This window comes from Tsukamurella sp. NPDC003166 (genome assembly GCF_040611135.1).
GTDB lineage: Bacteria > Actinomycetota > Actinomycetes > Mycobacteriales > Mycobacteriaceae > Tsukamurella.
The window spans coordinates 12713-39259 of the sequence record NZ_JBEXNL010000017.1 but is presented as its reverse complement, the minus strand read 5'-3'; the positions used below and the strand labels follow the sequence as shown (position 1 = coordinate 39259).

At 71.1% G+C, this 26547-nt stretch carries 22 protein-coding genes; 15 read left to right on the top strand and 7 right to left on the bottom strand.

Translation table 11 applies throughout. The features are described from left to right. The first annotated feature begins 1 nt into the window (after nt 1). The 6 genes from pucL to ABZX10_RS17755 all read left to right on the top strand — a co-directional run bounded on the left by pucL (nt 2) and on the right by ABZX10_RS17755 (nt 7263). Nucleotides 2-907 (top strand): factor-independent urate hydroxylase, encoded by a 906-nt coding sequence (pucL, locus tag ABZX10_RS17780; protein WP_355542708.1) that lies wholly within the window; start codon nt 2-4, stop codon nt 905-907. A 13-nt stretch (nt 908-920) separates the two neighbouring features. Further along, nucleotides 921-2297 (top strand): nucleobase:cation symporter-2 family protein, encoded by a 1377-nt coding sequence (locus tag ABZX10_RS17775; RefSeq protein ID WP_355542705.1) that lies wholly within the window; start codon nt 921-923, stop codon nt 2295-2297. 244 nt (nt 2298-2541) lie between these two features. Continuing rightward, nucleotides 2542-3375: a TIM barrel protein gene (locus ABZX10_RS17770; RefSeq protein WP_355542702.1), complete on the top strand. Its 834-nt coding sequence runs from the start codon at nt 2542-2544 to the stop codon at nt 3373-3375. 27 nt (nt 3376-3402) lie between these two features. Further along, on the top strand, nt 3403-4284 hold the full coding sequence (locus ABZX10_RS17765) for a 2-hydroxy-3-oxopropionate reductase (protein WP_355542699.1): 882 nt from the start codon (nt 3403-3405) through the stop codon (nt 4282-4284). Between the two features lie 42 nt (nt 4285-4326). Next, nucleotides 4327-6135, top strand: coding sequence for a glyoxylate carboligase (gene gcl, locus ABZX10_RS17760; RefSeq protein WP_355542696.1), 1809 nt, complete (start codon nt 4327-4329; stop codon nt 6133-6135). Between the two features lie 9 nt (nt 6136-6144). Then, the gene (locus ABZX10_RS17755; RefSeq protein ID WP_355542693.1) at nt 6145-7263 is read left to right on the top strand and encodes a glycerate kinase; all 1119 of its coding nucleotides are present in this window, start codon (nt 6145-6147) and stop codon (nt 7261-7263) included. A 1-nt stretch (nt 7264) separates the two neighbouring features. Here the strand turns inward: ABZX10_RS17755 and ABZX10_RS17750 are convergent, their stop codons facing one another. After that, a complete protein-coding gene (locus tag ABZX10_RS17750) occupies nt 7265-8158 on the bottom strand; it encodes an alpha/beta fold hydrolase (protein WP_355542690.1) in 894 nt (297 codons plus the stop codon). 71 nt (nt 8159-8229) lie between these two features. On the opposite strand from ABZX10_RS17750, the gene ABZX10_RS17745 reads away from it, so the two are divergent. After that, nucleotides 8230-8838, top strand: coding sequence for a TetR/AcrR family transcriptional regulator (locus ABZX10_RS17745; protein WP_355542687.1), 609 nt, complete (start codon nt 8230-8232; stop codon nt 8836-8838). Nucleotides 8839-8970: 132 nt separating this feature from the next. On the opposite strand, the gene ABZX10_RS17740 is transcribed toward ABZX10_RS17745, so the two are convergent. Continuing rightward, nucleotides 8971-9330 (bottom strand): nuclear transport factor 2 family protein, encoded by a 360-nt coding sequence (locus ABZX10_RS17740; protein ID WP_355542684.1) that lies wholly within the window; start codon nt 9328-9330, stop codon nt 8971-8973. A 70-nt stretch (nt 9331-9400) separates the two neighbouring features. Between ABZX10_RS17740 and ABZX10_RS17735 the strand changes: the two genes are divergently transcribed. From ABZX10_RS17735 to ABZX10_RS17715, 5 genes are all read left to right on the top strand, one after another. Next, entirely contained in the window at nt 9401-10285 is an 885-nt protein-coding gene (locus ABZX10_RS17735) for a LysR family transcriptional regulator (RefSeq protein ID WP_355542681.1), read from the top strand. Nucleotides 10286-10364: 79 nt separating this feature from the next. Beyond that, nucleotides 10365-12407 carry an ATP-dependent DNA helicase gene (locus tag ABZX10_RS17730; RefSeq protein WP_355542678.1) on the top strand — a complete coding sequence of 681 codons (2043 nt, stop codon included), beginning with the start codon at nt 10365-10367 and terminating at the stop codon, nt 12405-12407. A 119-nt stretch (nt 12408-12526) separates the two neighbouring features. Beyond that, a complete protein-coding gene (locus ABZX10_RS17725; RefSeq protein ID WP_355542675.1) occupies nt 12527-14527 on the top strand; it encodes an alpha-1,4-glucan--maltose-1-phosphate maltosyltransferase in 2001 nt (666 codons plus the stop codon). Further along, on the top strand, nt 14527-16746 hold the full coding sequence (gene glgB / locus ABZX10_RS17720) for a 1,4-alpha-glucan branching protein GlgB (RefSeq protein WP_355542672.1): 2220 nt from the start codon (nt 14527-14529) through the stop codon (nt 16744-16746). Before ABZX10_RS17725 ends, glgB begins: the two co-directional genes overlap by 1 nt. Beyond that, the gene (locus tag ABZX10_RS17715) at nt 16746-17486 is read left to right on the top strand and encodes an MBL fold metallo-hydrolase (protein WP_355542669.1); all 741 of its coding nucleotides are present in this window, start codon (nt 16746-16748) and stop codon (nt 17484-17486) included. Before glgB ends, ABZX10_RS17715 begins: the two co-directional genes overlap by 1 nt. Here the strand turns inward: ABZX10_RS17715 and ABZX10_RS17710 are convergent. Then, nucleotides 17473-17922, bottom strand: a complete 450-nt coding sequence (locus ABZX10_RS17710) for a lipoprotein LpqH (protein ID WP_355542666.1) — start codon at nt 17920-17922, stop codon at nt 17473-17475. The genes ABZX10_RS17715 and ABZX10_RS17710 overlap by 14 nt on opposite strands. Before the next feature lie 204 nt (nt 17923-18126). Between ABZX10_RS17710 and ABZX10_RS17705 the strand changes: the two genes are divergently transcribed. Then, on the top strand, nt 18127-20106 hold the full coding sequence (locus ABZX10_RS17705; RefSeq protein WP_355542663.1) for a DUF222 domain-containing protein: 1980 nt from the start codon (nt 18127-18129) through the stop codon (nt 20104-20106). Nucleotides 20107-20129: 23 nt separating this feature from the next. Here the strand turns inward: ABZX10_RS17705 and ABZX10_RS17700 are convergent, their stop codons facing one another. Next, nucleotides 20130-21536: a PLP-dependent aminotransferase family protein gene (locus tag ABZX10_RS17700; protein WP_355542660.1), complete on the bottom strand. Its 1407-nt coding sequence runs from the start codon at nt 21534-21536 to the stop codon at nt 20130-20132. A 77-nt stretch (nt 21537-21613) separates the two neighbouring features. On the opposite strand from ABZX10_RS17700, the gene ABZX10_RS17695 reads away from it, so the two are divergent. Continuing rightward, nucleotides 21614-22243 carry a pyridoxamine 5'-phosphate oxidase family protein gene (locus tag ABZX10_RS17695; protein ID WP_355542657.1) on the top strand — a complete coding sequence of 210 codons (630 nt, stop codon included), beginning with the start codon at nt 21614-21616 and terminating at the stop codon, nt 22241-22243. Here the strand turns inward: ABZX10_RS17695 and ABZX10_RS17690 are convergent. Next, nucleotides 22144-23592, bottom strand: coding sequence for a malate:quinone oxidoreductase (locus ABZX10_RS17690; protein WP_355542845.1), 1449 nt, complete (start codon nt 23590-23592; stop codon nt 22144-22146). The genes ABZX10_RS17695 and ABZX10_RS17690 overlap by 100 nt on opposite strands. A 108-nt stretch (nt 23593-23700) precedes the next feature. Here ABZX10_RS17690 and ABZX10_RS17685 point away from each other — a divergent pair, with 108 nt between their 5' ends. Beyond that, on the top strand, nt 23701-24597 hold the full coding sequence (locus ABZX10_RS17685; RefSeq protein WP_355542654.1) for a LysR family transcriptional regulator: 897 nt from the start codon (nt 23701-23703) through the stop codon (nt 24595-24597). Here the strand turns inward: ABZX10_RS17685 and ABZX10_RS17680 are convergent. Continuing rightward, on the bottom strand, nt 24585-25052 hold the full coding sequence (locus tag ABZX10_RS17680; protein ID WP_355542651.1) for a hypothetical protein: 468 nt from the start codon (nt 25050-25052) through the stop codon (nt 24585-24587). The genes ABZX10_RS17685 and ABZX10_RS17680 overlap by 13 nt on opposite strands. Nucleotides 25053-25086: 34 nt before the next feature. Next, nucleotides 25087-26523, bottom strand: a complete 1437-nt coding sequence (locus ABZX10_RS17675) for an acyl-CoA synthetase (protein WP_355542648.1) — start codon at nt 26521-26523, stop codon at nt 25087-25089. Between the last annotated feature and the right edge of the window lie 24 nt (nt 26524-26547).

Here is a 26547-nt window from a genome sequence, read left to right as displayed (position 1 = left end):
CATGGCAATCCACCTGGGCCCCAACCAGTACGGCAAGGCAGAGAACCGCGTGGTGCGGATCTACCGGGATACCGCACGCCACACGATCCGCGACCTGAACGTCTCCTCGGCGCTGCGCGGGAACTTCGAGGACGCGCACATCAGCGGCGATCAGGCCGCGGTGCTGCCCACCGACACCCAGAAGAACACCGCCTTCTCCTTCGCCAAGGAGAAGGGCGTGGGTGCCATCGAGGACTACGCCCTCACCCTCGGCGGTCACTTCATCGATTCCACGCCCAACGCCGACGGTGCCCGCATCGCGGTCGAGGAGTACCCCTGGGACCGGATCCAGGTCGACGGCGAGGGCCACGACCACGCGTTCGTCCGGTCGGGCGGCGGAATCCGCTCGACCGTCGTGAACATCGAGGGTCGCGGCGCCGACCGCACTGCCCACGTGGTCTCCGGCATCCACGACTTGACGCTGCTCAAGTCCACCGGCTCCGAGTTCCACGGCTTCCTCAAGGACAAGTACACGACGCTGCAGGAGACCGACGACCGTATCCTCGCGACCTCGCTGGTGGCGAAGTGGCGCTACGACCGCACCGACGTGGACTGGGACGCGTCCTTCGGCTCGATCCGCACGATCATGCTCAAGCGGTTCGCCGAGATCCACAGCCGTGCACTGCAGCAGACCCTGTACGGCATGGGCGAGGCCGTCCTCGAGCAGCACCCCGAGGTCGCCGAGATCAAGTTCTCCGCGCCGAACAAGCACCACTTCCTCGTGGACCTCTCGCCCTTCGGCGTGGAGAACCCGGGCGAGGTGTTCATCGCCGCCGACCGCCCGTACGGCCTGATCGAGGCGAGCGTCGTCCGCGACGACGCCTCCGACGCCGGCTCGGCGTGGCACGCGGTTCCCGGATTCTGCTAGCGGACCCACGACCATGACCACAGCCACCATCGCGCGTCCCGAAGACGAGAAACTTCCCCTCGGACGGACCTTCATCTACGGTCTCCAGCACATCCTCACGATGTACGGAGGCGTGATCGCACCCCCACTGATCGTGGGCGGCGCAGCCGGGCTCTCCGCCACCGACATGGGCCTGCTGGTCACCGCCGGCCTGTTCGTCAGCGGCCTGGCGACGATCCTGCAGACCATCGGAGTCGGGCCCTTCGGCGCGAGACTGCCGATCGTGCAGGGCCTCTCGTTCGCGAGCGTCTCGACGATGACGGCGATCGCCAAGGACGGCGGCGTGCGGCCGATCTTCGGCGCGATCATCGTCGCCGGCCTCATCGGACTCGCACTGTCGACGATCTTCGCCAAGCTGATCAGGTACTTCCCACCCGTCGTCACCGGCACGATCATCACCGTCATCGGGCTGTCGCTGCTCCCGACGACGTTCACGTGGGCCATGGGCGGCGCGGGCGCGAAGGACCTCGGTTCCACCGCCAACATCGGCCTCGCGGGACTGACCCTGCTCATCATCCTGGTGATCAGCCGGCTCTTCCAGGGCGCGATCTCGCGGCTGTCGATCCTCATCGGCATCGTGGTCGGCACGGGCATCGCGGCGATCTTCGGCAAGGTCGACTTCTCCCGCGTGGGCTCCGGCCCCGTGTTCGCCCTGCCGCCGGTGATGCACTTCGGCTCGCCGACCTTCGAGGTCGGCGCCATCATCTCCATGACGATCGTGATCCTGGTGATCATGACGGAGACCACCGCCGACATCCTGGCCATCGGCGAGATCGTGGGCACCCCGGTCGATGCCAAGCGCGTCGCCGCCGGCCTGCGCGCCGACATGCTCTCGACGACGGTGGCACCGGCGTTCAGCGCCTTCCCGTGCAGCGCGTTCGCGCAGAACGTGGGCCTCGTGGCCCTGACGGGCATCAAGAGCCGCTACGTGGTGGCGATGGGCGGCGGCATCCTCGCCGTCCTGGGCCTCCTCCCCGTGGTGGGTCGCGTCATCGCCGCGATCCCGTACCCCGTCCTGGGCGGCGCCGGCATCGTGCTGTTCGGCTCGGTCGCCGCGAGCGGGATCAAGACGCTCTCGCGGGTGGATTTCGACGGCAACCTGAACATGGTGATCGTCGCGGTCTCGCTCGGCATGGGCATGATCCCCGTTGCGGCACCGAAGTTCTGGGACCAGTTCCCGACGGCGGTCAGCACCATCATGCACTCGGGCATCAGCGCGGCCGCCGTGGTCGCGGTGGTCCTCAACTTCCTGTTCAACGAGATCAAGGCCGGCAACCGGCCCGACGTGTCGGTGTTCGCGGCCGTCCCGGACGAGCGGAGCAATCCGCCGAAGCCCAGTACCGGTCACTGAGCCGAACCGGCCCGACGGCACCGTCGACCCCGAAGCCGGAGTGCGCATCCCGACGCGCACTCCGGCTTCGTCGTCTCCGGGCCGGCCTGGAGCAACCCCGCGCAAGGGGTTGACGTGACTCTCATCACATGCCACAATTCCATAGTACGGAAATGATCTTTCCAACAGGCGAAAGCTAGCAGGTCGAATCGGACCTCGCCCGAACCTGCACCGCCGTACGTCCTGCCTGAAGAAGGAGCCACTCATGAGCGCCAACGCCCCCGCCAAGTACACGGTCAACTGCTCGATCCTGCTGGCCGATCTGCCCGTCCTCGAGCGCCCCCGCGCCGTCCGCGAGGCCGGCTTCGAGGCCGTCGAGTTCTGGTGGCCGTTCGCCACCGCCGTCCCCGGCGACCGCCAGGTCGACGCCTTCGTGACCGCGATCGAGGACGCCGGCGTGCAGCTCACGGGCCTGAACTTCTTCGCGGGCGACATGCCGAACGGCGACCGCGGCATCCTCTCCGATCCGGCCCGCGTCGCCGAGTTCCGCGACAACATCGAGGTCACCGTCGGCATCGGCGAGCGCCTCGGCACCCCCGCCTTCAACGCCCTGTACGGCAACCGGATCGACGGTGTCGCGCCCGAGGAGCAGGACGCCGTCGCGGCCGAGAACCTGGCCGCGGCGGGCCGCGCCGCGGCGCGCACCGGCGCCGTCGTCCTCGTCGAGCCCGTGAGCGGGGCCCCGCGCTACCCGCTGCGCACCGCCGCCGACGCGGTCGCGGTCATGGACCGGGTGCGCGACGAACAGGGCGTCGACGCGCTGCGCCTGCTGGCCGACCTGTACCACCTGCAGGTCAACGGCGACGACGTGAGTGCCGCTATCGAGGCCCACGCGGGCCGCATCGGGCACGTCCAGATCGCCGATGATCCCGGCCGCGGCGAGCCCGGCACGGGCACCCTCGACCTCGACGGACACCTCGCGCACCTCGCGCGCGTCGGGTACCGAGGCCCGATCGGCCTCGAGTACAAGCAGAGCCAGAGCGACCCCTTCGCCTGGCTCCCCGTCACCGAGCGCAACGCCGTCGTCGCAGCCTCCTGATCTCCTCTTCCAGCAAAGGAACTCCTCATGACGAACATCGCCTTCATCGGACTCGGCATCATGGGCAGCCCCATGGCCGTGCACCTGCAGAACGCCGGGCACACCGTGGCCGGCTTCAACCGCACGCCGGAGCGGGCCAAGCCGCTCGTCGACGCGGGCGGCCGCTGCGCATCGTCGATCGCCGACGCGGTCGCCGACGCCGAGGTCATCGCCGTCATGGTGCCGGACTCTCCCGACGTCGAGGCCGTCCTCGCGGGTGAGGGCGGGGTCTTCGACAACGCCCCCGCCGGCGCCCTGATCATCGACTTCTCGAGCATCCGCCCCGATGTCACCGCCCGCCTCGCGGAGCAGGCGTCCGAGCGCGGCTTCCGGCTGATCGACGCCCCCGTCTCGGGCGGCGAGGCCGGCGCGGTGAACGCCGTCCTGTCGATCATGGTCGGCGGCGCTCCCGCTGACTTCGAGGCCGCCAAGCCGGTTCTCGACGTGGTCGGCAAGACCATCGTGCACGTCGGCCCCAGCGGCTCCGGCCAGACCGTCAAGGCCGCCAACCAGCTCATCGTCGCGGGCAACATCCAGCTCCTCGCCGAGGCGATCATCTTCCTCGAGGCCTACGGCGTCGACACCGCAGCCGCGGTACAGGTCCTCGGCGGCGGCCTCGCGGGCTCCGCGGTGCTGAACCAGAAGGCGCAGAAGATGCTCGACCGCGAGTTCGAGCCCGGCTTCCGGATCGAGCTGCACCACAAGGACCTCGGCATCGTCACCTCGGCCGCGCGTGAGGCCGGCGTCGTCGCGCCGCTCGGCGGCCTCGTCGCCCAGCTCATGGCCTCCGCCCGCGCCAACGGCGACGGCGGCCTCGACCACTCCGCGCTGCTGCGCGGCGTCGAGCGCCTGTCCGGTCGCAGCAGCTGACACCCGAAACCTCCCTGACCACAACCACACTGGAGTACTGACATGGCTCGTATGCGTGCCGCCGAAGCTGCGGCGAAGATCCTGGAACTCGAGGGCGCGACGCAGGCGTTCGGCGTGCCCGGCGCGGCGATCAACCCCTTCTACGCGGCGCTCCGCGCGCACGGCGGCATCAGCCACGTGCTCGCCCGGCACGTCGAGGGCGCCTCCCACATGGCCGAGGGCTACACCCGCGCCAAGGCCGGCAACATCGGCATCTGCATCGGCACGTCGGGCCCCGCCGGCACCGACATGATCACCGGTTTGTACTCGGCGATGGCCGATTCCATCCCGATCCTCGCGATCACCGGGCAGGCGCCGGTCGCCCGGCTGCACAAGGAGGACTTCCAGGCGGTCGACATCGCGTCGATCGCGAACCCCGTCACCAAGATGGCGGTCACGGTGCTCGAGCCCGCGCAGGTCCCCGGCGTGTTCGCGCAGGCCTTCCACCTCATGCGTTCGGGTCGGCCCGGCCCGGTCCTCATCGACCTGCCCATCGACGTGCAGCTCGCCGAGATCGACTTCGACCCGGACACCTACGAGCCCCTGCCGGTGTACCGGCCGGCGGCCACCCGCGCGCAGGCCGAGAAGGCCCTGGACATGCTCCAGGCCGCGGAGCGCCCGCTGATCGTCTCCGGCGGCGGCGTCATCAACGCCGACGCCTCCGACAAGCTGGTGGAGCTGGCCGAACTGCTGGACGTCCCGGTGATCCCCACCCTGATGGGCTGGGGCACGATCCCGGACGACCACCGGCTCGCGGCCGGCATGGTCGGGCTGCAGACCGCGCATCGCTACGGCAACGCCACCATGCTGGCCTCGGACTTCGTGCTGGGCATCGGCAACCGCTGGGCCAACCGGCACACCGGCGGGCTCGACGTCTACCGCGCGGGACGCACCTTCGTGCACATCGACATCGACCCCACCCAGATCGGCCGGGTCTTCGCGCCGGACTACAGCATCGTCTCCGACGCCGGCGCCGCGCTCGACCAGCTGGTCGAGATCGCCCGCGAGCGGCGCTCAGCGGGCACTCTGCCGAACCGCGAGGAGTGGGTCGAGTCCTGCGCCGAGCGCAAGCGGACGATGCAGCGCCGCACGCACTTCGACGACGTCCCCGTCAAGCCCCAGCGGGTCTACGAGGAGATGAACAAGGTCTTCGGCCGGGACACCCGGTACGTGAGCACCATCGGGCTCTCGCAGATCGCCGGCGGCCAGTTCCTGCACGTCTTCAAGCCGCGCCATTGGATCAACTGCGGCCAGGCCGGCCCGCTCGGCTGGACCATCCCCGCCGCGCTCGGCGTGGTGAAGGCGGAGCCGGGCACGGACGTGGTCGCGCTCTCGGGCGACTACGACTTCCAGTTCATGATCGAGGAACTGGCGGTCGGGGCGCAGTTCAACCTGCCCTACGTGCACGTCGTGGTGAACAACTCCTACCTCGGCCTGATCCGCCAGGCGCAGCGCGCCTTCGACATGGACTTCCACGTCCAGCTCGGCTTCGACAACATCAATGCCGACGTCTCCGAGGCCCACGACGCCGCGATCGCCGAGGTCCCCAAGGGCTACGGCGTGGACCACGTCAAGGTGGCCGAGGGCTTGGGCTGCAAGGCACTGCGCGTGACCGATCCCGCGCGCATCGCCGAGACCCTGGGCGCGGCGCAATCGCTGGCCCGCGAGCACAAGGTGCCGGTGGTCGTGGAGATCATCCTGGAGAAGGTCACCAACATCGCGATGGGCACCGAGCTCGACAACGTCGCCGAGTTCGAGGAGCTGGCGCTCGCCGGTGCCGACGCCCCGACCGCGCTCCTCCTGCTGGACTAGGGAGTCGACATGCGTGTGCTGCTGGCGCCCGACAAGTTCAAGGGCTCGCTCTCGGCCGTCGGGGTCGCCGACGCCCTGGCGCGAGGCATCGCCGAGGCCCGTCCGGAGTGGACGGTGCGCCGCGCCCCCATCGCCGACGGGGGCGACGGCACCGTCGACGCGGCGGTGGCCGCCGGGTGGACGCGGGTCCGAGTGGAGACCACCGGCCCCACGGGTGCCCCGGTCTCCACCTCGTACGCCCGGCGCGGCGAGACCGCGGTGGTCGAGCTCGCCTCGGCCGTCGGCCTCGAGCTACTGCCCGACGGTGTGCCGGATGCCCTGGGCGCCGGCACCTTCGGACTGGGCGCCGTGATCCGGCACGCCCTCGACGACGGGGCCCGGTCCATCGTGGTCGGCCTCGGCGGCAGCGCCTCCACCGACGCCGGCGCGGGCATGCTCCAGGCCCTCGGGGTCACGATCTTCGACGCCGACGGTGCCCCGCTCCCCTCCGGCGGCGCGGCGCTGGCCCGGGCCGCGCGCGTGGACCTGGCGGGCCTGCACCCGGCGGCCGCGCAGGCCCGATTCACCCTCGCCTGCGATGTCGACAACCCCCTGCTCGGCCCCGACGGCGCGGCCGCGATCTACGGCCCGCAGAAGGGGGCGACCTCGGGCGACGTGGCACTGCTCGACGCCGCGCTGCGGGTCTTCGCCGACCTCCTCACCGTTGCCGGCGGGCACGACGCCCGGGACGTCCCGGGTGCGGGCGCCGCGGGCGGGACCGCCTTCGGCGCGATGGCTGTGCTGGGCGCGCAGGCGCGGCCGGGCGTCGACATCGTGCTCGAGCTGGTCGACTTCGCCGCCCAGCTCGACGGTGCCGACCTGGTCGTGACCGGTGAGGGCTCGCTGGACGAGCAGACGCTGCACGGCAAGGCCCCCGTGGGCGTCGCCGCGGCGGCCCGGGCCGCGGGTATCCCGGTGATCGCCGTGTCCGGACGGAATCTCCTGGGCGCGGACCAGATCCGCGCAGCGGGCTTCCAGCGCGCACTGGCACTCGCCGAACTCGAGCCGGACCCGGCGCGGTCGATGGCCAACGCCGCCGACCTGCTCCAGCGCATTGGCCGCTCGATCCCCAGCGACGCGATCTCCTGAGTCAGCTGAGGGGGACGTGGCGCCGCAAGAAGTCCAGCTGATCGGCGACATTGCGCTCGAAGTCGTCGCCGACGTAGATGTCGAAGTGGCCGGCGTCGTACAGCTTGACGTCTGCGTCGCGCGCCTGCGCCGCGTACTTCCGCGTCGGGCCGGCGGGAGCAACGGTGTCCCTCTCGCAGATTGCGAGGAACAGCGGGCACTGAATGTCCTTGATCCGCCGGCCGGGGAACTCTCGCATGATCTGCAGCGCGAACCGGGCGGCGACATCATGCGGAAGGCTCACCCCGGGAGGGCTCAGCGCCTCCATACCGGACACGGAATCGGGTGAGGTCATCAGCGCGGTCGATCCCGGCGCACCGTACGTGGGCACCCGCTGCGGCTCGCGGCCGATCCGAGCACCGAGCAAGTCCCGGATCGCCCGCACGGTGACTTTCACCGAGGTCAGTGGCGGAATCGCGAGCGAGGATGCGAGACCGTCCGTGAATGGGCACTGGCTGATGGCCGCCGCGATCCGCGGATCGTCGGCGGCGGTGACGATGGAGTGCCCGCCGCCGAACGAGGTGCCCCACACGACGACCCGATCGAGGTCCACGCCGTCGAGGGTGCGCGCGAAGGCGACCGCGGCGCGCCAGTCCGCACGCTGCAGCCCCACGTCCAGCAGCTGCCGCGGCTCGCCGCCGCTGGCGCCGAAGTGCCGATAGTCGAAGACGAGGCACGCGTAGCCGGCCGCGGTGAACCGTTCGGCGAAGGCGTCGAGCCGTTGTTCCTTGACACCGCCGAGGCCGTGGGCCAGGACGACGATCGGCCGCCGTTCCCCCTCGGCCGCCTCGGGCCGGTACAGCCAGGCCGCACACTGGGAGGTTCCGGACGCGAATGCGATGTCTTCTCTGCTCATGCGGCAAGAGTACTGGATTTGATACCAACATTGGAAGTGATTCCAACAATGTGATGCGTTACGCTCGTGCCATGGAACCGACCCGCGCCCAACGCAAAGCCGAGGCGAACCGGCGGGCCGTCATCGACGCGGCGCGGGAGATCGTCGCGGTACACGGCGCCGAGGCGATGACGCTGGAGTCCGTGGCGGAACGCGCCGATGTCGCGGTGCAGACCATCTACAACCGGGTCGGGGGCAGGTCCGCCCTGCTCACCGCCGTCGCCGAGCAGGCGATGGAGGAGAACCGCGCGTACATGGACGCCGCGTACCGATCCGAGGGCGACCCGGAGACGAAGATCATGGTGGCGGCCGCCGAGTACGCGCGGTTCGCCCGGGAGCGACCCTACGAGTTCCGGATCCTCGTCGAGCCGCCGGACGTTCCCGCCGCCGTCGCCCGAATCGCCGAGCTCACGCGCGAGCAGAACGCGAAGCTCGCCGGCGTGTTGCGCGAGGGTATGGCAACGGGATTCGCGCGCGCTGACCTGGACCCGGATCGCACTGCCACGGCACTCTGGGCCGCGGTCAACGGACTGCTCGCACTCGCGTGGCGCCCCGGCGACCTCGGGGCGACGCCGCAGGAGCTCGATCGGCTCATCGAGGTGTTCATCTCGGCGATCGCCGACGGCGTCCGGGCCCGGTAGCGCCCACTGCTCCCGCCCCTGGCACGGCAGCCCACCCCGCACGCGAGGTGGGCTGCCGCGAAACGGGTGGGAGCCCGCGGACACCCGCGAAACGGGTGGGAGAACCGCCGGCGCGGCCCGGAATCGGAGCCCTCAGGCGGAGGCGGCCAGGATCTCGCGGGGGTCGAAGGTCACGTTCACCGCGGTGATCAGGCCGTTCTCCACGTGCGTCCAGTTCGCGACCGCCGTCGCCGGGGCGCCACCCAGCCCCAGGTCGAACCACGTGATGACGTCGTGATCGTCGGCGAGACGGGCGAGAATCTCGAGCGAGTCGGTGGCTTGCGCCATGCCGTTCAGGCCGGCCAGGAACTCATCCGGTCCGGCCGCCACCCCGAAGACTCCGACGAAACGACAGTCGGGCGCGAGGTAGGGGCGGAGGGGCGCGAAATCCTTCGCCTCCCAGCAGCGGAAGTAGGTCTCGGCGATCTGGCGGGGGGTGATGTTCTCGGTCATGACTCCATCCTGCGGCGGCCACAATCAGAAGTCCAACAGCTGATTCTGATCCGAGCTATCATCATCAGTGATGGAACTGCATCAACTCCGGTATCTCGTCGCGGTCGCGGACCACGGCTCGTTCACCGCGGCCGCCGAGGCGCTGCACGTCGCACAATCCGGGGTCTCCGCGCAGGTGGCCAAGCTCGAGCGCGAGCTCGGCCACCGCCTCCTCGAACGCGCGTCGCGCACCGTCCGGCTCACCACCGAGGGCGCCGAGCTCCTCCCGCACGCGCGCGCCGCGCTCGGGGCCGTGGAGACGGTGCGCACGGTCGCGGACGAGCTGACCGGCGTGGTCCGCGGCCACGTGCGCCTGGGCACCGTCATCGGCTGCACGATCCCCGGCTACCTGGCGGGCTTCGCCGAGTTCCGGGCGGCACATCCGGCCGTCACCGTCGAGGTGACCGAAGGCAACTCGGACGAGTTGATCGCGGACCTGATGACCGGCGCGCTCGACGTGGCGCTGGTCGCTCACGCCGGATCGCTGCCGGGGGACCTCGCGGCGCACCGCCTCATCCGCGAGCCCCTGACCGCGGTGATCCCCGAGTCCCACGAGTGGGCGGAAGCACCGTCGATCACGTGCGCGGACCTCGCCGGCACGACGGTGCTGTGCCTTCCCTCCGGCACCGGCGTCCGCACGGCCCTGACGATGACGTGCGCCGCGGAGCGCGTCACCGTCGAGCCCGCGGTCCAGGCCCACTCCCCCGAGGCCCTCCTCGCACTCGCGGCCGCCGGCGCCGGCGTCGCGGTGCTCACGGCCTCGATGGCGGGCGGACGCCCGGGATTGTCGACGGTGCCGATCGCCCGGTCCGCCCGGACCAACCTGTCCCTCGCGACACGGGCGGCACCGTCGGCGGCGGCGGGCGCGATGACCCGCACCCTGCGCGAGCACCTCACGCCCGAGCAGTACCGCTAGAACAGGGGCAGTCCCGTTCGCGGCGCTCGCCGAGCAGCGGGGCGAGATCACGACGACGCCCAGCCGGTAGGATCTCCGGGTGACCGAACCGCCGATCGTGCCGAAGCTGCTGGACATCGCGGTCACCGCACTCGGCGGCAGCAAGCGCGACGGACAGGTGCGGATGGCCGCCGCCGTGGCCCACTCCCTCGACACCGGCGAGCACCTCGCGGTGCAGGCCGGCACCGGCACCGGCAAGTCGCTGGCCTACCTCGTGCCCTCGATCCGGCACGCCGTGACCTCCGGCAAGACGGTCGTGGTGAGCACCGCGACCATCGCACTGCAGCAGCAGCTGGTGGACCGCGACCTGCCCCGCCTGGCCAAGGCACTGAAGAAGGACCTCGGCCGTGAGCCCGAGTTCGCGATCCTCAAGGGTCGCGGGAACTACCTGTGCCTCAACAAGTTGCACAGCTCGGTGGCCTCCGAGCCGGACAGCGAGGAACTGTTCGATCCGTTCGCCGCCTCGCGTCTGGGACGCGAGATGAAACGCCTGCGCGAGTGGAGCAGCGACACCGAGACCGGCGACCGCGACGAGCTGACCCCCGCCGTCGGCGACCAGTCCTGGCGTCTGGTCAGCGTCGGCGCGCGGGAGTGCCTGGGCGCTACCAACTGCACCTACGGCCAGGATTGCTTCGCCGAGGCGGCGCGCAAGAAGACGGGCCAGGTCGACGTGGTGGTCACCAACCACGCCCTCCTCGCCATCGACGCGATGACCGAGGTCAAGGTGCTGCCGGACCACGACGCCGTCGTCGTCGACGAGGCGCACGAGCTGGTGGACCGGGTCACCTCCGTCGCCACCGCGGAGCTCACCGGCAGCGTGGTCGCGGCCGCCGCCCGTCGCGCGGGCAAACTCGTCGAGGAGGAGATCGCCGACGCGCTCGTCGCCGCCTCCGAGGGGCTCACCCAGCTGTTGGACGCGTCCGGCACGCGCCGCTGGCTGGGCCTGCCCGACGGTGCCGGGCCCGCCCTGGCGGCCGTCCGCGACGCCGCGTGGGCCGTCCGGACCGCCGTCGGCCCGGCGCGCGGAGCCAACCTCGACTCGGACGCCGCGGCCGCACGCAGCGCCGCTCTCACGGCCCTCGACGACGTGCACGACACCGCGGTCCGCGTCCTCACCGCCTTCGACGAGCCCGACGAGGCGAAGCGCCGCGACGTGGTCTGGACCTCCGACGTCCCGGTCCGCGGCGGCGGCTTCCGCCGGACGCTGTACGTGGCGCCGCTGTCGGTGGGCGGGTTGCTGCGCACCCGGCTGTTCGGCGAGTCGACGGTGGTGCTGACCTCGGCGACCCTCGCCGTCGGCGGCGCCTTCGACACGGTCGCCGGATCGTGGGGCCTGCCCCGCGCGGACGGCGCACCGTCGACCGAACCGGACCGCGACCCGTCGCTCGCAACCGGCAAGAAGCCCGACGCGAAGATCGAATGGAGCCACCTCGACGTGGGCTCGCCCTTCGACTACCCGCGGTCGGGCATCCTCTACGTGGCCACGAAACTGCCGCCGCCCGGCCGCGACGGCACCAATCCCGCCGTCCTCGACGAGATCGAGACGCTGATCAAGGCCGCCGGCGGCCGCACCCTGGGGCTGTTTAGTTCCACCCGCGCAGCGAAGGCCGCCGCCGAGGCGCTGCGCGAGCGGATCGACACCCCGATCCTGTGCCAGGGCGAGGGCAACACCGGCCAGCTGGTGCGCGACTTCGCCGCCGACCCGTCGACCTCGCTGTTCGGCACCCTGAGCCTGTGGCAGGGCGTCGACGTGCCCGGACCGTCGCTCTCGCTCGTGCTCATCGACCGGATCCCGTTCCCCCGGCCCGACGATCCGCTGCTGACCGCCCGGCAGCGCGCCGTCGAGTCGCGGGGCGGCAACGGCTTCATGGCCGTCGCAGCCACCCACGCGGCGCTCCTGCTGGCGCAGGGCGTGGGCCGGCTGCTGCGTTCGACGGAGGACAAGGGCGTCGTCGCCGTGCTGGACTCGCGGCTCGCGACGGCGCGCTACGGCGGCTTCCTCCGCGCCTCCCTGCCGCCGTTCTGGGAGACCGCGGACCGGGACGTCGCGGTCGCGGCGCTCCAGCGTCTCTCCCAGACCTGACCACGTTTTCCGGACCCGTCCGGGCACAACCGGAAAGGCCCGCAGGCGGCGCGGCGCCGGGCCCGGACGAGCCCGGAGTACTCGCCCGTAAACCGGCCGCGTCGACTACCGTTGGCCCGGTGACAGGACGCATCGGCATCGATGACATCGAACCCGTGGTCTCGTGCGGGCAATACCCCGGCAAGGCGGTCGTCGGCGAGGTCGTGCCGGTGTCGGCGACAGTGTGGCGCGAGGGTCACGACGCCGTGGCGGCGTCCGTCGTCGTGACCGGGCCGGACGGCTCGTCCACCTACATCCGCATGTCGCCGGCCGCGGAGCCCGACGTATTCCACGCGTTGTTCCGGCCGGACCTCACGGGCTACTGGTCGCTGCGCATCGAGGGTTGGTCCGACCCGGCCACCACCTGGCGCAGCGCGGTGCAGAAGAAGCTCGCCGCGGGCCAGGGCCCGGCGGAGCTCGCGAACGACCTCGAGCTCGGTGCCCGCCTTCTCGAGCGCGCCGCGGGCGGCGTGCCCGACGGTGACCGGGCCTCGGTCCGCGCCGCAGCCGCGGCCCTGCGCGACGGCGACCGCAGCCTCGTCGAACGGACCGGCGCCGCACTGCATCCCGACATCACCCGGCTCCTGCAGCAGTATCCGGTGCGCGACCTCATCACCAAGTCGCGGACGTACCGGGTGTGGGTGGACCGCACGCGCGCGCTCTTCGGATCCTGGTACGAGCTGTTCCCGCGATCGACGGGCGGCTGGGATCACGAGGGCAAGCCGGTGCACGGCACCTTCCACACCGCCGCCGAGGACCTGCCGCGGGTGGCCGAGATGGGCTTCGACATCGTGTACCTCCCGCCGATTCATCCGATCGGCGAGGTGAACCGCAAGGGGCGCAACAACACCCTGACGCCGGAGGAGCACGATGTCGGCGTGCCGTGGGCCATCGGTTCGACCGCGGGCGGGCACGACGCGGTACATCCCGCGCTGGGCACGTTGGAGGACTTCGACTACTTCACCCAGCGCGCCCGCGACCTCGGTATGGAGGTGGCGCTCGATCTGGCCTTCCAGGCGGCGCCGGATCACCCGTGGGCGCGGGAACATCCCGAATGGTTCACGGTCCTGCCCGACGGCACGATCGCCTACGCCGAGAACCCGCCGAAGAAGTACCAGGACATCTACCCGATCAACTTCGACGAGGATCGCACCGGCATCTACCGGGAGCTGTTGCGCGTCACGCTGTTCTGGGTGCAGCGCGGCATCGAGATCTTCCGGGTGGACAACCCGCACACGAAGCCGCCGGACTTCTGGCACTGGCTCATCGCCGAGGTGAAGAAGGTCAACCCGAACGTCCTGTTCCTGGCCGAGGCATTCACCCGCCCGGCACGGATGTACGGCCTGGGCAAGCTGGGCTTCACGCAGAGCTACACCTATTTCACGTGGCGCACGGCGAAGTGGGAGCTCGAGGAGTTCGCGCGCGAGCACGCCGCCAACGCCGACATCTGCCGCCCCAATCTCTGGGTGAACACGCCGGACATCCTGCACGAGAGCCTGCAGCACGGCGGGCCGGGCATGTTCGCCATCCGCGCGACACTCGCCGGCACCCTCTCCCCCAGCTGGGGCATGTACTCGGGATACGAGCTCTACGAGCACGTCCCGGTCCGCGAGGGCAGCGAGGAGTACCTCGACTCGGAGAAGTACGAGTTGCGCCCGCGCGACTACAAGGCGGCACAGAGTCGCGGGGAGTCGTTGGAGCCGTGGATCACCCGGCTCAACGACATCCGGCGCCGGCACCCCGCGCTGCAGCAACTGCGGAACCTGCACTTCCACGCGGTCGACAACGATGCGCTGATCGCCTACAGCAAGCACGATCCGAACACCGGCGACCTCGTCCTGATCGTGGTGAACCTCAACCCCTTCGGCGCCGAGGCCGGCAACGTGTGGCTGGACCTGCCGGCGCTGGGAATGGACTGGCACGAGCGGTTCCCCGTGCGCGACGAGGTGTCGGGCGAGGTCTATCACTGGGGCCAGGCCAATTTCGTGCGGCTGGAGCCCTGGCGCAATGTCGCGCACATCCTGGTGCTGCCCCAACTGAGCCCGCAGCACCGTCGCGACCTGTCCTACCGGGAGGCATGATGAGCGAGAACCCCGTCGGCCCCAGTTCGGCTGCGGCTGCCGTCGACCCCGATACCGCCGGCCGCCTGCTGTCCGGTGCCTATCACGACCCCCACGCGATCCTGGGCGCGCACCCGACGCCCCGCGGCACGGTGCTGCGCGCGCTCAAGCCCGGCGCCACCGCGGTGGCGGCGGTGATCGGCGGCGAGCACTACCCGATGGCCCGCATCCAGGGCGCACTGTGGGGCACCGAGGTGCCGATCTCCGATCTCGCCGACTACCGCTACGAGGTGCTCTACCCCACGGGCAGCACGATCGTCGCGGACGGCTACCGGTTCCTGCCGACGATCGGCGAACTGGATCAGCACCTGATCGCCGAGGGCCGGCACGAGCGGCTGTGGGACGTGCTCGGCGCCCACGTGCGCAGCTACACCACGCCCGACGGCGAGGTCAGTGGCACCTCCTTCGCCGTATGGGCCCCGAACGCGCGTGGGGTCACCGTGATCGGCGACTTCGAGTACTGGTCCGGTGAGTCCTTCCCGATGCGCACGCTCGGCTCGTCGGGTGTCTGGGAGGTCTTCGTCCCGGGAGTCGGCGACGGCGCCGCCTACAAGTTCCGGATCTTCACCGAGGGCGGCCCCGTCGAGAAGGCCGACCCGATGGCCCGCCGCACCGAGGTACCGCCCGCCACGGCGTCGATCGTCACGGAGAGCCATCACGCGTGGCGCGACGACGCCTGGATCGCCGAGCGCGCCAAGCAGATCCCCACCGACCGGCCGATGAGCACCTACGAGGTGCACCTCGGCTCGTGGCGGCAGGGTCTGAGCTACCTCGACCTGGCGAACGAGCTGGCCGACTACGTCACGGAGACCGGCTTCACGCACATCGAGCTGCTGCCGGTGGCGGAGCACCCCTTCGGCGGATCCTGGGGCTACCAGGTCACGTCCTACTTCGCGCCGACCTCCCGGTTCGGCACCCCGGACGAGTTCCGCGAGTTCGTGGATGTGATGCACGCCCGCGGCATCGGCGTGATCATGGACTGGGTGCCCGCGCACTTCCCCAAGGACGCGTGGGCGCTCGCCCGGTTCGACGGTAAGCCGCTCTACGAGCACGGCGACCCGCAGCGCGGCGAGCAGCTGGATTGGGGCACCTATGTCTTCGACTTCGGTCGCCGCGAGGTGCGGAACTTCCTGGTGGCCAATGCTCTCTACTGGTTCGACGAGTTCCATGTCGACGGTCTGCGCGTGGACGCCGTGGCGTCGATGCTGTACCTCGACTACTCCCGCCCCGACGGCGGCTGGACGCCGAACGTGTACGGCGGCCGGGAGAACCTCGAGGCGGTGGAGTTCCTGCAGGAGATGAACGCCACGGTCCACAAGCTGTTCCCGGGCGTGGTCACGGTGGCCGAGGAGTCCACGAGCTGGCCCGGCGTCACCCGCCCGACGAACCTCGGCGGCCTCGGCTTCACCATGAAGTGGAACATGGGCTGGATGCACGACACCCTGGGCTATCTGGGGCGCGACCAGGTGCACCGCAACTTCCACCACCACGAGGTCACCTTCTCCCTGATGTACGCGTGGAGCGAGAACTTCGTGCTCCCCATCAGCCACGACGAGGTGGTGCACGGCAAGGGCACGCTGTGGACGCGCATGCCCGGCGACGCCCACACCAAGGCGTCCGGCGTCCGCGCCCTCCTCGCGTACATGTGGGGCCACCCGGGCAAGCAGCTGCTGTTCATGGGCCAGGAGTTCGGGCAGGTCCGGGAATGGTCCGAGGAGCGCTCGCTGGACTGGGACAGCCTCGACGGCTGGGAGGGCGAGCTGCACGCCGGGATCCAGGCGCTCACGCGGGATCTCAACGCGGCGTACCGCTCCCACCCGGCGCTGTGGAGCCAGGACACCACCCCGTCGGGCTACGAGTGGGTGGACGCGAACGACTCGCAGAACAACGTGCTGAGCTTCCTGCGCTGGGGCAGCGACGGTTCCGTGGTGCTGTGCCTGTACAACTTCTCCGGGCAGACGCACGAGCGCTACCGCGTGGGCGTCCCCTTCGCCGGCTCGTGGCGCGAGATCCTCAACACCGATTCCTCGGCATACGAGGGCACCGGTGCGGGCAACATGGGCGGCGTGAGCGCGGAGTCCCGCTCCTGGCACGGCCGCGAGGCCTCTGTCGAAGTCGTACTGGGCCCCAACTCGGCGGTGTGGCTGACCTTCGACGGGAAGCCCGCGGTCGAGGCCTGATGCGCGAGCTCGCGAGCGGCGTGTGGTTCGGGTCCGGGACGCACGTCAACTTCCTCGCCCTGGTCGACGGCGCCGAGGTCACGCTGATCGACGCGGGCTGGGCGGGCGACGTGGACCGCGTCGAGGCCGCGCTGGCGTCGATCGGCCGGCGCCCCGAGGACGTCCGCGCGATCCTCGTGACGCACGCGCACATCGACCACGTGGGCGGCGTCGCGAGACTGCACGAGCGCTACGGGACACCGGTTCTCGCGCACCCCGACGAGATCGCACACGCCCGCGGCGAGACGCACGAGCAGGCCGCGCCGCTCGACCTGCTGCCCATCGCCTGGCGCCCGCGCACGCTGCGGTGGATGGCCGATGTCGCGCGCGTCGGCGTGCTCGGCCACGTCGAGATGCCCTACGCCGAACCCTTTTCCGTGCGCGCGGCGGGCGCTCCGCTCGACCTGCCCGGCGCACCCGTACCGATCCCCTGCGCCGGCCACACCTCCGGGCACACCGCGTTCCTCCTGCCCGGCGGCGTCGTCGCCACCGGTGACGCCCTGGTGACCGGCCATCCGCTGTCGGGTTCGACGGGGCCGCAGCTCCTGCCCGGCTTCTTCAGCCACGACCTGCCGCGCACCGTCGACACCCTCGAGGCGATCGCAGCGCTCGACGCCGGCGTGCTGGCCCCCGGCCACGGCGAGCCGTGGCACGGGAGCCCCGCCGAGGCGGTCGCGCGGGCGCGCGTCAGCTACAGGTGACGACGATCTCGAAGGGCTTCTTGACGATCCCCGCCATCGGGTTGCTCAGGCTGCCGCCCTGCGCCGTGCCGGAGATCGTGTAGCGCTTACCGTCGACCTTGACGGTGGCCTCGCCGACACCGGGTCCGACGCCGAGGGCGTTCCCGTCGACGGTGAGGGCGACGGTCTCGACGGTGGGCGGGTTTCCGTCCTTGAGGGTGGCGCCGACGCCGCCGGAGGTGCCGCCGGCGCCGATGGCGATCCGGTCGCCCTGCTTGGTGCAGCCCACCTTGCTCAGGTCGACGCCGGTCAGTTCCTTCCCGTCGACCGTGACGGTGGTCTTGGCGTCCGTGCTCGCGGAATTCGAGTCGGACCCCTTGTCGGAGCCACCGCCGCACGCGACGAGTCCGATCGACGCGAACACGATCGCGGAAGTGAGGGCTAGGGTGCGATTCATAGCGGGCCTCCTTAGGCACGGAACCGATTTCGGGCGGTACGCCCGTCTGGAGGAAAGCACACGCGTCGAGTATTCGGTCGAGATCCGCCGGAGTTTTGCAGTGGCAATCCGGGGCTCGTCCGCGACGTGCACTGCCGCGATGCGCGTCTCGCTCTCTGTAGATCAATCATTGCGGCCCCATTCGAACACCTGTACCATTGAGTCATGGATCACACCGCCGCCCTGACGAGCATCCCGGAGGCACTGCTGCCTCCGCGGTTGGTCGGTGCCGTGGTGCCCTCGGTCGAGCTGGGCGAGGTGCTCGACGAGCAGCGGCGGGTCGAGAACAGGGCGTTCTGTCGAACGATGACGGCGACGTACGCCCTGTTCCGGGACCGATACGGCGAGCGCGAGTCGGCGTTCCTGTCGTCGGACATCGAGCAAGGGGCGGACTTCTACGCGCGACGGCAGGAGCTGTCGCTGGCGTACTCCTCGCTGAAGGCGGAGGTGATGGTCGCTCTGCGTCTCGGTCCCACCGCGGCCGAGACGGCGATCGACCAGGCGATCGGTTTCGTCGAACGGCTGCCGCGGGTGTTCGCGCTCATCGACGCGAACGTGATCTCTGCGCGCGGCGGGCAGGAGTCGCTGAGCCGGTGCCGCGCGCTGTCGACGGCACAGGCGCTCGAGTTCGACGAACGCCTCGCCGAGGTGCTCACGGCCGGCGCCGAGCAGCTGACCGCGATTCCCGCGCTGCGCGAAGCTGCGGACCGGATCGTGCACGACATCGACCCCGCGGCCGCGGAACGGCAGCGCAAGCAGGCTGAGGAGGACCGCACGTTCACCGTGCGGCCCGCGGACGACGGCATGGCGGTGGCCTACGCACTGCTCACCGCACACGAGATCCGGGAGCTCGAGTCCCGGGTCGACGAGGTCGCGGCAACGGTGTGCGACTGCGATCCGCGGTCGGCCTCCCAGCGGCGCGCCGACGCCTTCGTCATGCTCGTCCGCGGTTTCGTGACGCTGGGCTGCCGGTGCGCCCTCCCCGTGTGCCGGTTCGCCCCGATCCGGCATGCGGGTGAGTGCCAGGAGGATTCCGACGGTGCGCGCGTCATCGTCCGGTACCGCACCCTCATCCACGTCGTGATCAACGAGAAGACCCTCGCCGATCCCAGCGATACCGATGCCGCGTACCTGATCGGCCACGGCCCGATCACCGCCGAGCACGCCCGCGAGATCAGTCGCCGCAACGATGCCGTGATCCGCCCCTTCGGCCAGGAGCTCGACGACTCCCCCACCGCCGAGTCCGCGGCGGGCGTCGATCCCGAGGTGAGCGCAGACCCTGAATCAATTGAGCGGACACATGATCCGAGCACGTCGCCGGAGGCTGAGCTCGTTCCGGACCGCACCGCGGAACCGTTGTCGGGCTCGATGTACCGGTGGTCCGGAATCGACCTCGTGCGCCGTCGTCCGGTGGGGATCCTGCTCGCGTCACGCTGCCGCCGCGCCGCAGACGCGGACGGTGAGGCAGACACTCATGGCGCAGCGGATACCGCCACTCCCCCTCCGGCACATACTCGAGTCGCTCCGACTCGCTCCCCGCGAGCACTGAGCCCACGGGCACTGGTGATCGCGCAGGGCAGCGCGGGGTACCGGTTCTCGGCGGACCTGAAGCGGTACTTCCACATCCTGTTCCCCCGCTGCGTGTTCCCGATGTGCACGCGGCCGGCGGCACGCTGCCAGATCGACCACGCCCGCGAGTACGACCACCTCGACCCCGCCCGCGGCGGAGCCACTACTGCCGACAACGGCCAGCCCCTGTGCGTGCCCCACCATCAGCTGAAGACGGCGGGGATCTGGGTCGACTCCCACCTCGCCGACGGCCGCATCCTGTGGACGGGACCGAACGGTAGGCGGGTCGTCGTCGACCCGTCGGGCACGATCCTGGGTCTGTTCCCCGACCTGACCCGCATCACCTGGACGAATCCGTCGGCGGCACCGTCGAAGCCTCGGAGACCCGGCGGTCCCACCCGGCTGCAACGCGAACACGAACGGCGCGAACGGATCCGCGACCGGAATCTCGAGGAACTCGAACGCCGCACCCACCCCGACACGGTCAGTGCCGTCGAACGACGCCTCGCCGCGGTACTCGCCGGCGCAACTCCCGCGTCGCTCCCACCGCCCGACGACGAACCGCCGCCCTTCTGACCGTGCCGCCCCTCACTCCGCGCCTACCGCGGGGCGAGGAGGCGGATGATGGTGTCCGCTCGCGTCTCCGGGATCACCGCGTAGGACACCAGGAGCCCGGCGCGCTCGCGCGGGTCGCGATCATGAGATCCGAGGTCCTGCAGCGCGTGGGCGGCGACGGTGCTCGCCCGGTAGCCGTGGTCCTCGAGGTTGTCGAGCACCGCGGCGAGCGCATCGGGCGATCCGAGGTCGACGGTGAGGTGCAGGCCCGCCTCGACGCCGATCACGTGCGCGTCCGGAACGTGCAGCGCGAGCGCGCGCCGCACCGCGGCCCGGCGCGCGCCGTAGGTCCGGCCGGCCCGCGCGATGTGGTTGTCCCACCCGCCGGAGGAGATGAAATGCGCGAGCATCGTCGCCGCCGTGCCGTCCACGCCCGCGCCGGATCCGTTTCCGGCGTTGGGGAGTTCGCGACACCGCTCCGGGAGCACCGCCCACGCGATCCGCAACAGCGGGCTGAGCGCTTTCGACGCGGTCCCGATGTAGACCACCGACTCCGGGTCGAGGCGGTGCAGCGCCGGCAGCGGGGCCACGTCGTAGGAGAACTCGCCGTCGTAGTCGTCCTCCAGGACGAGGCCGCCGGTCCCACGAGCCCATCGCAGCAGAGCGAGCCTGCGCGACATCGACATGCGCACGCCCGTCGGGTACTGGTGCGCCGGGGTGACGTACACCAGACACCGTCGATCGGGGAGCCGGTCGACGACGAGCCCCTCGTCGTCGACGGGGACGGACACGACCCGATTCCCGGTGGCTCGGAAGGCGTCGAACGCCCGCCGGTACCCGGGGTCCTCCATCGCGATCGGCGCACCGAACCAGTCGGCGATCGTGCGGAGCGCCGGGTTCACCCCGGGGAACAGGCGGATGTCCGACGATGCGCACACCACGGCACGGCTCCGGCGCAGCTGCGCCGCGAGTACCGCGCGGAGCTCGGCGATCCGTGCGTCGAGGTCGGCGGGAGCGGTCAGCCGGGTGGCGTGCCGCCATGAGCGGCGCCACCGCCGCTCGTCGATGAGCGCGACGTCCGGCAGACCGGGCTCGAGGCTGATCACCGGCCGAGCCGGAGGCGGGGACGGGGGCACCGTCGGGCCCGGGGACAGCAGGGCGCGCGCGAGGCCGTCCGACCCCTCCGCGATCGTGGTTCCACTCCCCGGCACCGTGCGGGCCACACCCATCGCCGCAAGGGTGTCATAGGCGACGGTGACCACGCCCCGCGGAACCTCCAGGTGCACGGCCAGCGCGCGGGACGAGGGAAGACGATCGCCCGGGTGCAGCGTCGCGCGGTCGAGCGCGTCGAGTACGAGGTCGACGATCGCCTGGGGAGCGCCCCGACCGTCGTCGCGCGGCGGCAGCGGCGACGGCCACAGGTCGGGGATCTGTGCAGGAGGCCGGGGCACCGACCGAGAATACTGGATTCACATTCTGACTGAAACTGGTAGCGACAGGGTGCCGGTATCGATGCCAGGATCGTCCCATGGAGACACTCACCCGCTACCCGGACCGCGGCGGCGACCGCGCCCTGCTCGATGAGGTGCTCGACGACGGGGTGGTCGCCGTCCTGTCGACGGTGGTCGACGGACTGCCCTGGTCCGTCCCCCTCGCCTACGTCCGCGTCGACGACCGCATCGTCCTGCACGGCTCGACGGGCGCGGGTGCGCTGCGCCGGGTCGCGGCGGGCGCCCCGGCCACGCTGACCGTGACCCACGTGGACGGGCTCGTCGTGGCCGACACCGCGTTCGACCACTCGATGAACTACCGGTCCGCGGTGGTCCGCGGGAATCTCGCGACCGAATCCGCGGACGCCACGGAGCTTCTCGACCGGTTCGTCGACGGACTGCTCCCCGGGCGGAGTGCTGAGCTGCGGGCCAACACCCGCAAGGAACTCGCCGCGACGCTGGTCCTCACGCTGCCGATCACGGCGGACAACTGGATCACCAAGCAGCGCAGCGGCGGCGCATCCGCGAGCGAGGGCGGCTGGTCGGGGGTGCTGCCGGTCCGCACCGGCTACACCGCGATCGAGCCCTCGCCGGGGGCCGACGGCGAGGTGCCGGCGTCGGTGCTGGCGGCGTTCGCGACCAGCCCGCTCGCGGCCACGCCCTCCTGATCCTCGCCGAATCCCCAGCGCGCGAGCAGGTCCTGCATGATCGGGACCGCGGTACTCGCACCGGGCGACGCGCCGAGGAGGCCGGCGATGGTCCCGTCGGCGGCGGTCACCAGCTCGGTACCCTGCTGCAGCACGCCGACGCGGCGGCGGTCGGGGGTGACGAGCTGGGCGCGCTGCCCGGCGGCGATGAGCTCCCACTGCGCCGGATCGGCGTCCGGGTAGTACCGCTGGAGCTGGGCGAACTTCTTCCGCTTCCCGGCGGCCAGCTCGGTGATCAGATACCGCACCAGCGAAAGGTTCTGGGCCATCGCCGCCGCGATCACGTGCAGGTTGCCAAGCCGCAGCGTCGTGAAGAAGTCGACGAGGCTCCCCCGCTTGAGCAGCTTCGTGCTGAACGTGGCGTACGGGCCGAACATGAGGTGGTCGGCACCGTCGACGTACCGACGGTCCAGGTGCGGGACGGACATGGGCGGCGCGCCGATCGCGGCCTGCCCGTACACCTTGCCGTCGAGGCGGCGTGCGACGTCGGGGTCCGAGCAGCGCAGGAACGCCGCCCCGACCGGAAGCACCGCGTAGCCGCGCACCTCCGGGACCCGCGCGCTCTGCAGGAGCCGCAGCGCCATGCCGCCGGCACCCACGAACACGCGGCGGGCGCGGATCTCGAACCGACCGTGCGGGCCGCGACCGCGCAGCGTCCAGCCCGCAAGGGTGCGACGCAGCCGCGTCACCTCGTGTCCGAACCGGACCTCGCCGCCCGCGCCGGTGATGATCGTCGTGAGTCCGCGGGTCAGGGCACCGAAGTCGACGTCGGTGCCGCCGGGGTGCCGCGTCGCGGCCATCCGGCCCCACATGGAGTCGGGACCGCGCCCCTCCATCACCTGCGGCGCCCACTGCCGGATCGTCTCGGGGTTCTCCGTGTACGCCATCGCGGCGAACGCCGGGTGGGTGCGCAGGGTCTCGTACCGCTGCCGCAGGTAGGTCATGTCGCGCTCGCCGAACACGACATCCAGATGCGGGGTCGCGTGCAGGAAGCCCCCGTCGAGCCGGCCCGCCGCGACGAGCCCGTCCCACCAGGCACGGGTCCGGCCGAACTGCTCGGCCATGGCGATCGGCTTCGCGCCGTCGGTGGGATCGGGCATGTAGTTGAGCTCGCAGAAGCCGGTGTGCCCGGTGCCCGCGTTGTTCCACGGACCGCTGCTCTCGGTCGCCAGCGCGTCGGCGCGCTCGAGCAGCACGATCCGCAGGTCGGGCCTGCGCTCGACGAGCATCGCGCCGAGCGTCGCGGACATGATGCCGCCGCCGATCAGCACGACATCGGCGTCGAATCCCCGGGTGGAATGGGTGGCCATCGGATCCTCCTCGAACAGTGGGCGGTACCGCGTGATCGGGTACCGCTCCAGCATCGATCCGCCGCCACCCATCCGTCCAATGAAGTATTGCGTCGATATGATCCGAAGGTGGATCAATGGTTGAGCCTTTTCGCCCCACAGCTCCAGGCACTCGCCGAGCTCGCAGCGCACGACGGACACATGACCCGCGCCGCGACCGCGCTCGGGATCCCGCAGTCCTCGATGAGCCGGCGCGTCCACGCGCTGGAGAACGACCTGGGAACGCCCCTGCTGATCCACGCCGGGCGCACGGTACGCCTCACCGAGGCCGGAGAGGAGCTCGCGCGCCGGGTCCGGGATCCGCTACACGAACTGGAGATGGCGATCGACGCGGTGGTCGGCGAGACCGACGGCGAGCACGGCACCGTCCGGTTCGGATTCCCCCTGACCATGGGTGCCGGGCTCGTCCCCGACCTGCTGGCCGCGTTCCGGCGGGCGCATCCGGGGATCACCGTGACCCTCAAGCAGGCCCACGGCTCCGAGCTCGTGCGCGACCTCGAGACTGGATCGCTCGACCTGGCCGTGACGATCCCGCCGCCGGACCGGCTGCCGCACACGATCATCGGAGCGCAGGAGATCGGGGCGGCGCTGCCCATCAGTCATCCGCTCGCGCAGTCCCGGCGGATCCCGCTGGCGCACCTACGGGCTGAGACCTTCATCGCCAACCCGCCCAGCTACCACCTGCGTTCCGCCACCGAACAGTGGTGCGCCGCGGCCGGTTTCACCCCGGACATCGCCGTCGAGGTCACCGAATTCACCACGATCCGCGAGCTCGTCGCCCGCGGCCTGGGCGTGGCCCTGCTGCCGCACGACGACCGCGCACCGTCGGACGTGGTGGAGGTGCCGCTGACGGGCGAGCACCGCCGGGCGATCGCGCTGGCGCGAGCGACGGCTACGGTCAGTCCGGTCACCCGACGGTTGCACGAGTTCGTGATCGCCCGCGCCGCCGGGGATCAGCAGGTGTAACGGAATTCGAACGGCTTGGTGACCGACTCCATCGCCCCGCCCGCGGTGAACACCGTGCCCGAGAGGTTGCCGGTGACGACCGTGGCGTCACCGTCGTGTGTGAGCCGGAAGCCCGCGGGAGCGCCCTCGAGGACGCCGTTCGCCGAGAGATAGCTGAACTTCGTCACCTGCGGCACCACGGCGTTCCGGACCTCCATCGAGATGCTGACGCCGACGGTGAGAACAGTGGTCTTCTCCCTCGTCACAGTGCACATGACGGTCATGTTCTCGGCGTTCTGGACGTACGCACCGTCCAGCTTGAACGAGCCCCTCCCCGCGGGGATGCCGTTGCCGCCGCCCTGCGACGCTGCGGAGGTCGTCGTGCTCGTGGGCACCGCCGTCCCGCCCGTCGACGACGAACATCCCGTTGCGACGAGCGCGCCCGCCACGAGCACAGTGATCCATCCCCACTTCATGCCGCGATTACACCACAGGGCGGCCCCCGCCGGCTCAGTCGGCGAGCAACTGCTTCTTCTGCACCTTTCCCATCGGATTGCGCGGGAGGTCGTCGACGAAGCGGATCTCACGGGGGCGCTTGTGTTTCGACAGGACCTCCCCCACGAACTCGGTGAGTGCGGCGGCCGCCGCAGGGTCGTGGGCACCGTCGGACACGACGAAGGCGACCAGGCGCTGCCCAAGGTCCTCGTCCGGAAGTCCGACGACGGCCGCCTCGCGGACATCCGCATGCCCCAGGAGCGCCGCCTCGATCTCGCCCGCGCCGACCCGGAAACCGCCGGTCTTGATGAGGTCCGTGGACGCGCGGCCCACGATGCGGTGGAAGCCGCCCGCGTCGATGACCGCGACATCGCCCGTGTCGAACCAGCCCTCGCCGACCCAGGATTCGGCCGTGGCCTCGGGGCGGCCGAGGTACTGGGTGCCGACCATCGGGCCGCGGATCTGCAGCGCGCCGATGGACTCGCCGTCGTGCGGTGCCTCCTCCCCCGACTCGCCGATGATCCGCGACTCGACGCCCGTGATCGGCAAACCGACCCAGCCGGGACGGCGCTCGCCGTCGGCACGCGCACTCACGGTGATGAGCGTCTCCGTCATCCCGTACCGCTCGACGATCTCGTGGCCCGCCAGCTCGCGGATCCGCTCGAACACCGGAGCGGGCAGGGGCGCACTACCCGAGATCAGGAGGCGCACATCGCGCAGCGCCGCAGCGGATTCCGGATCGCGGGCGATCCGCGACCACACGGTGGGGACGCCGAAGTACATCGTGCCGCCGTGGTCCCGAACGGCGGCGGCGTAGGCCTCCGGCGTGGGCCTGCCCGTGTGCACGAGCGGGCTGCCCACGCGCAACGGGCCGAGGACGCCGAGGACGAGCCCGTGCACGTGGAACAGCGGAAGACCGTGCACGAGCGTGTCATTCGCGGTCCAGGCCCAGGCGTCGGCGAGGCCGTCGATGCACGCCGCGATCGCCTCGCGCCGGATCGGGACGCCCTTCGGGGCGCCGGTCGTGCCCGAGGTGTACATGATCAGCGCGGTCGCGCGGGCCGGCGGCTCCGGCAGGGCGTGCCAGCCGCGGGCGTGCTCGCGGACCGGAACCGCGGGCAGGCCGTGCGGATCCTCCGGGGTGACGCCCAACCAGGCCTGGGCGCCGGAATCGGTGAGGACGTGCGCGATCTCGGCGCTGCCGGAGTCGGGCGGGACGGGGACCACGGGCACGCCGGCACGTAGCCCGCCGACGATGGCGATGACGGTGGCGAGGGTCGGCTCGGCCCACACCGCGACGGGGCCGCGCACGCCGAGGCCGTTCAGCCGCTCGGCGACGGCGGTGGCGGCGCCGATCAGCTCAGTCCGCGTCAGCGTCCTGCCCCCGACGGTGACGGCCGGCTCACCGTCGGAGCCGGGCGGGACGGGGGTCACGGTGTGCGGCAGCAGCATGCCCCCAGCCTATGCCGACACGCT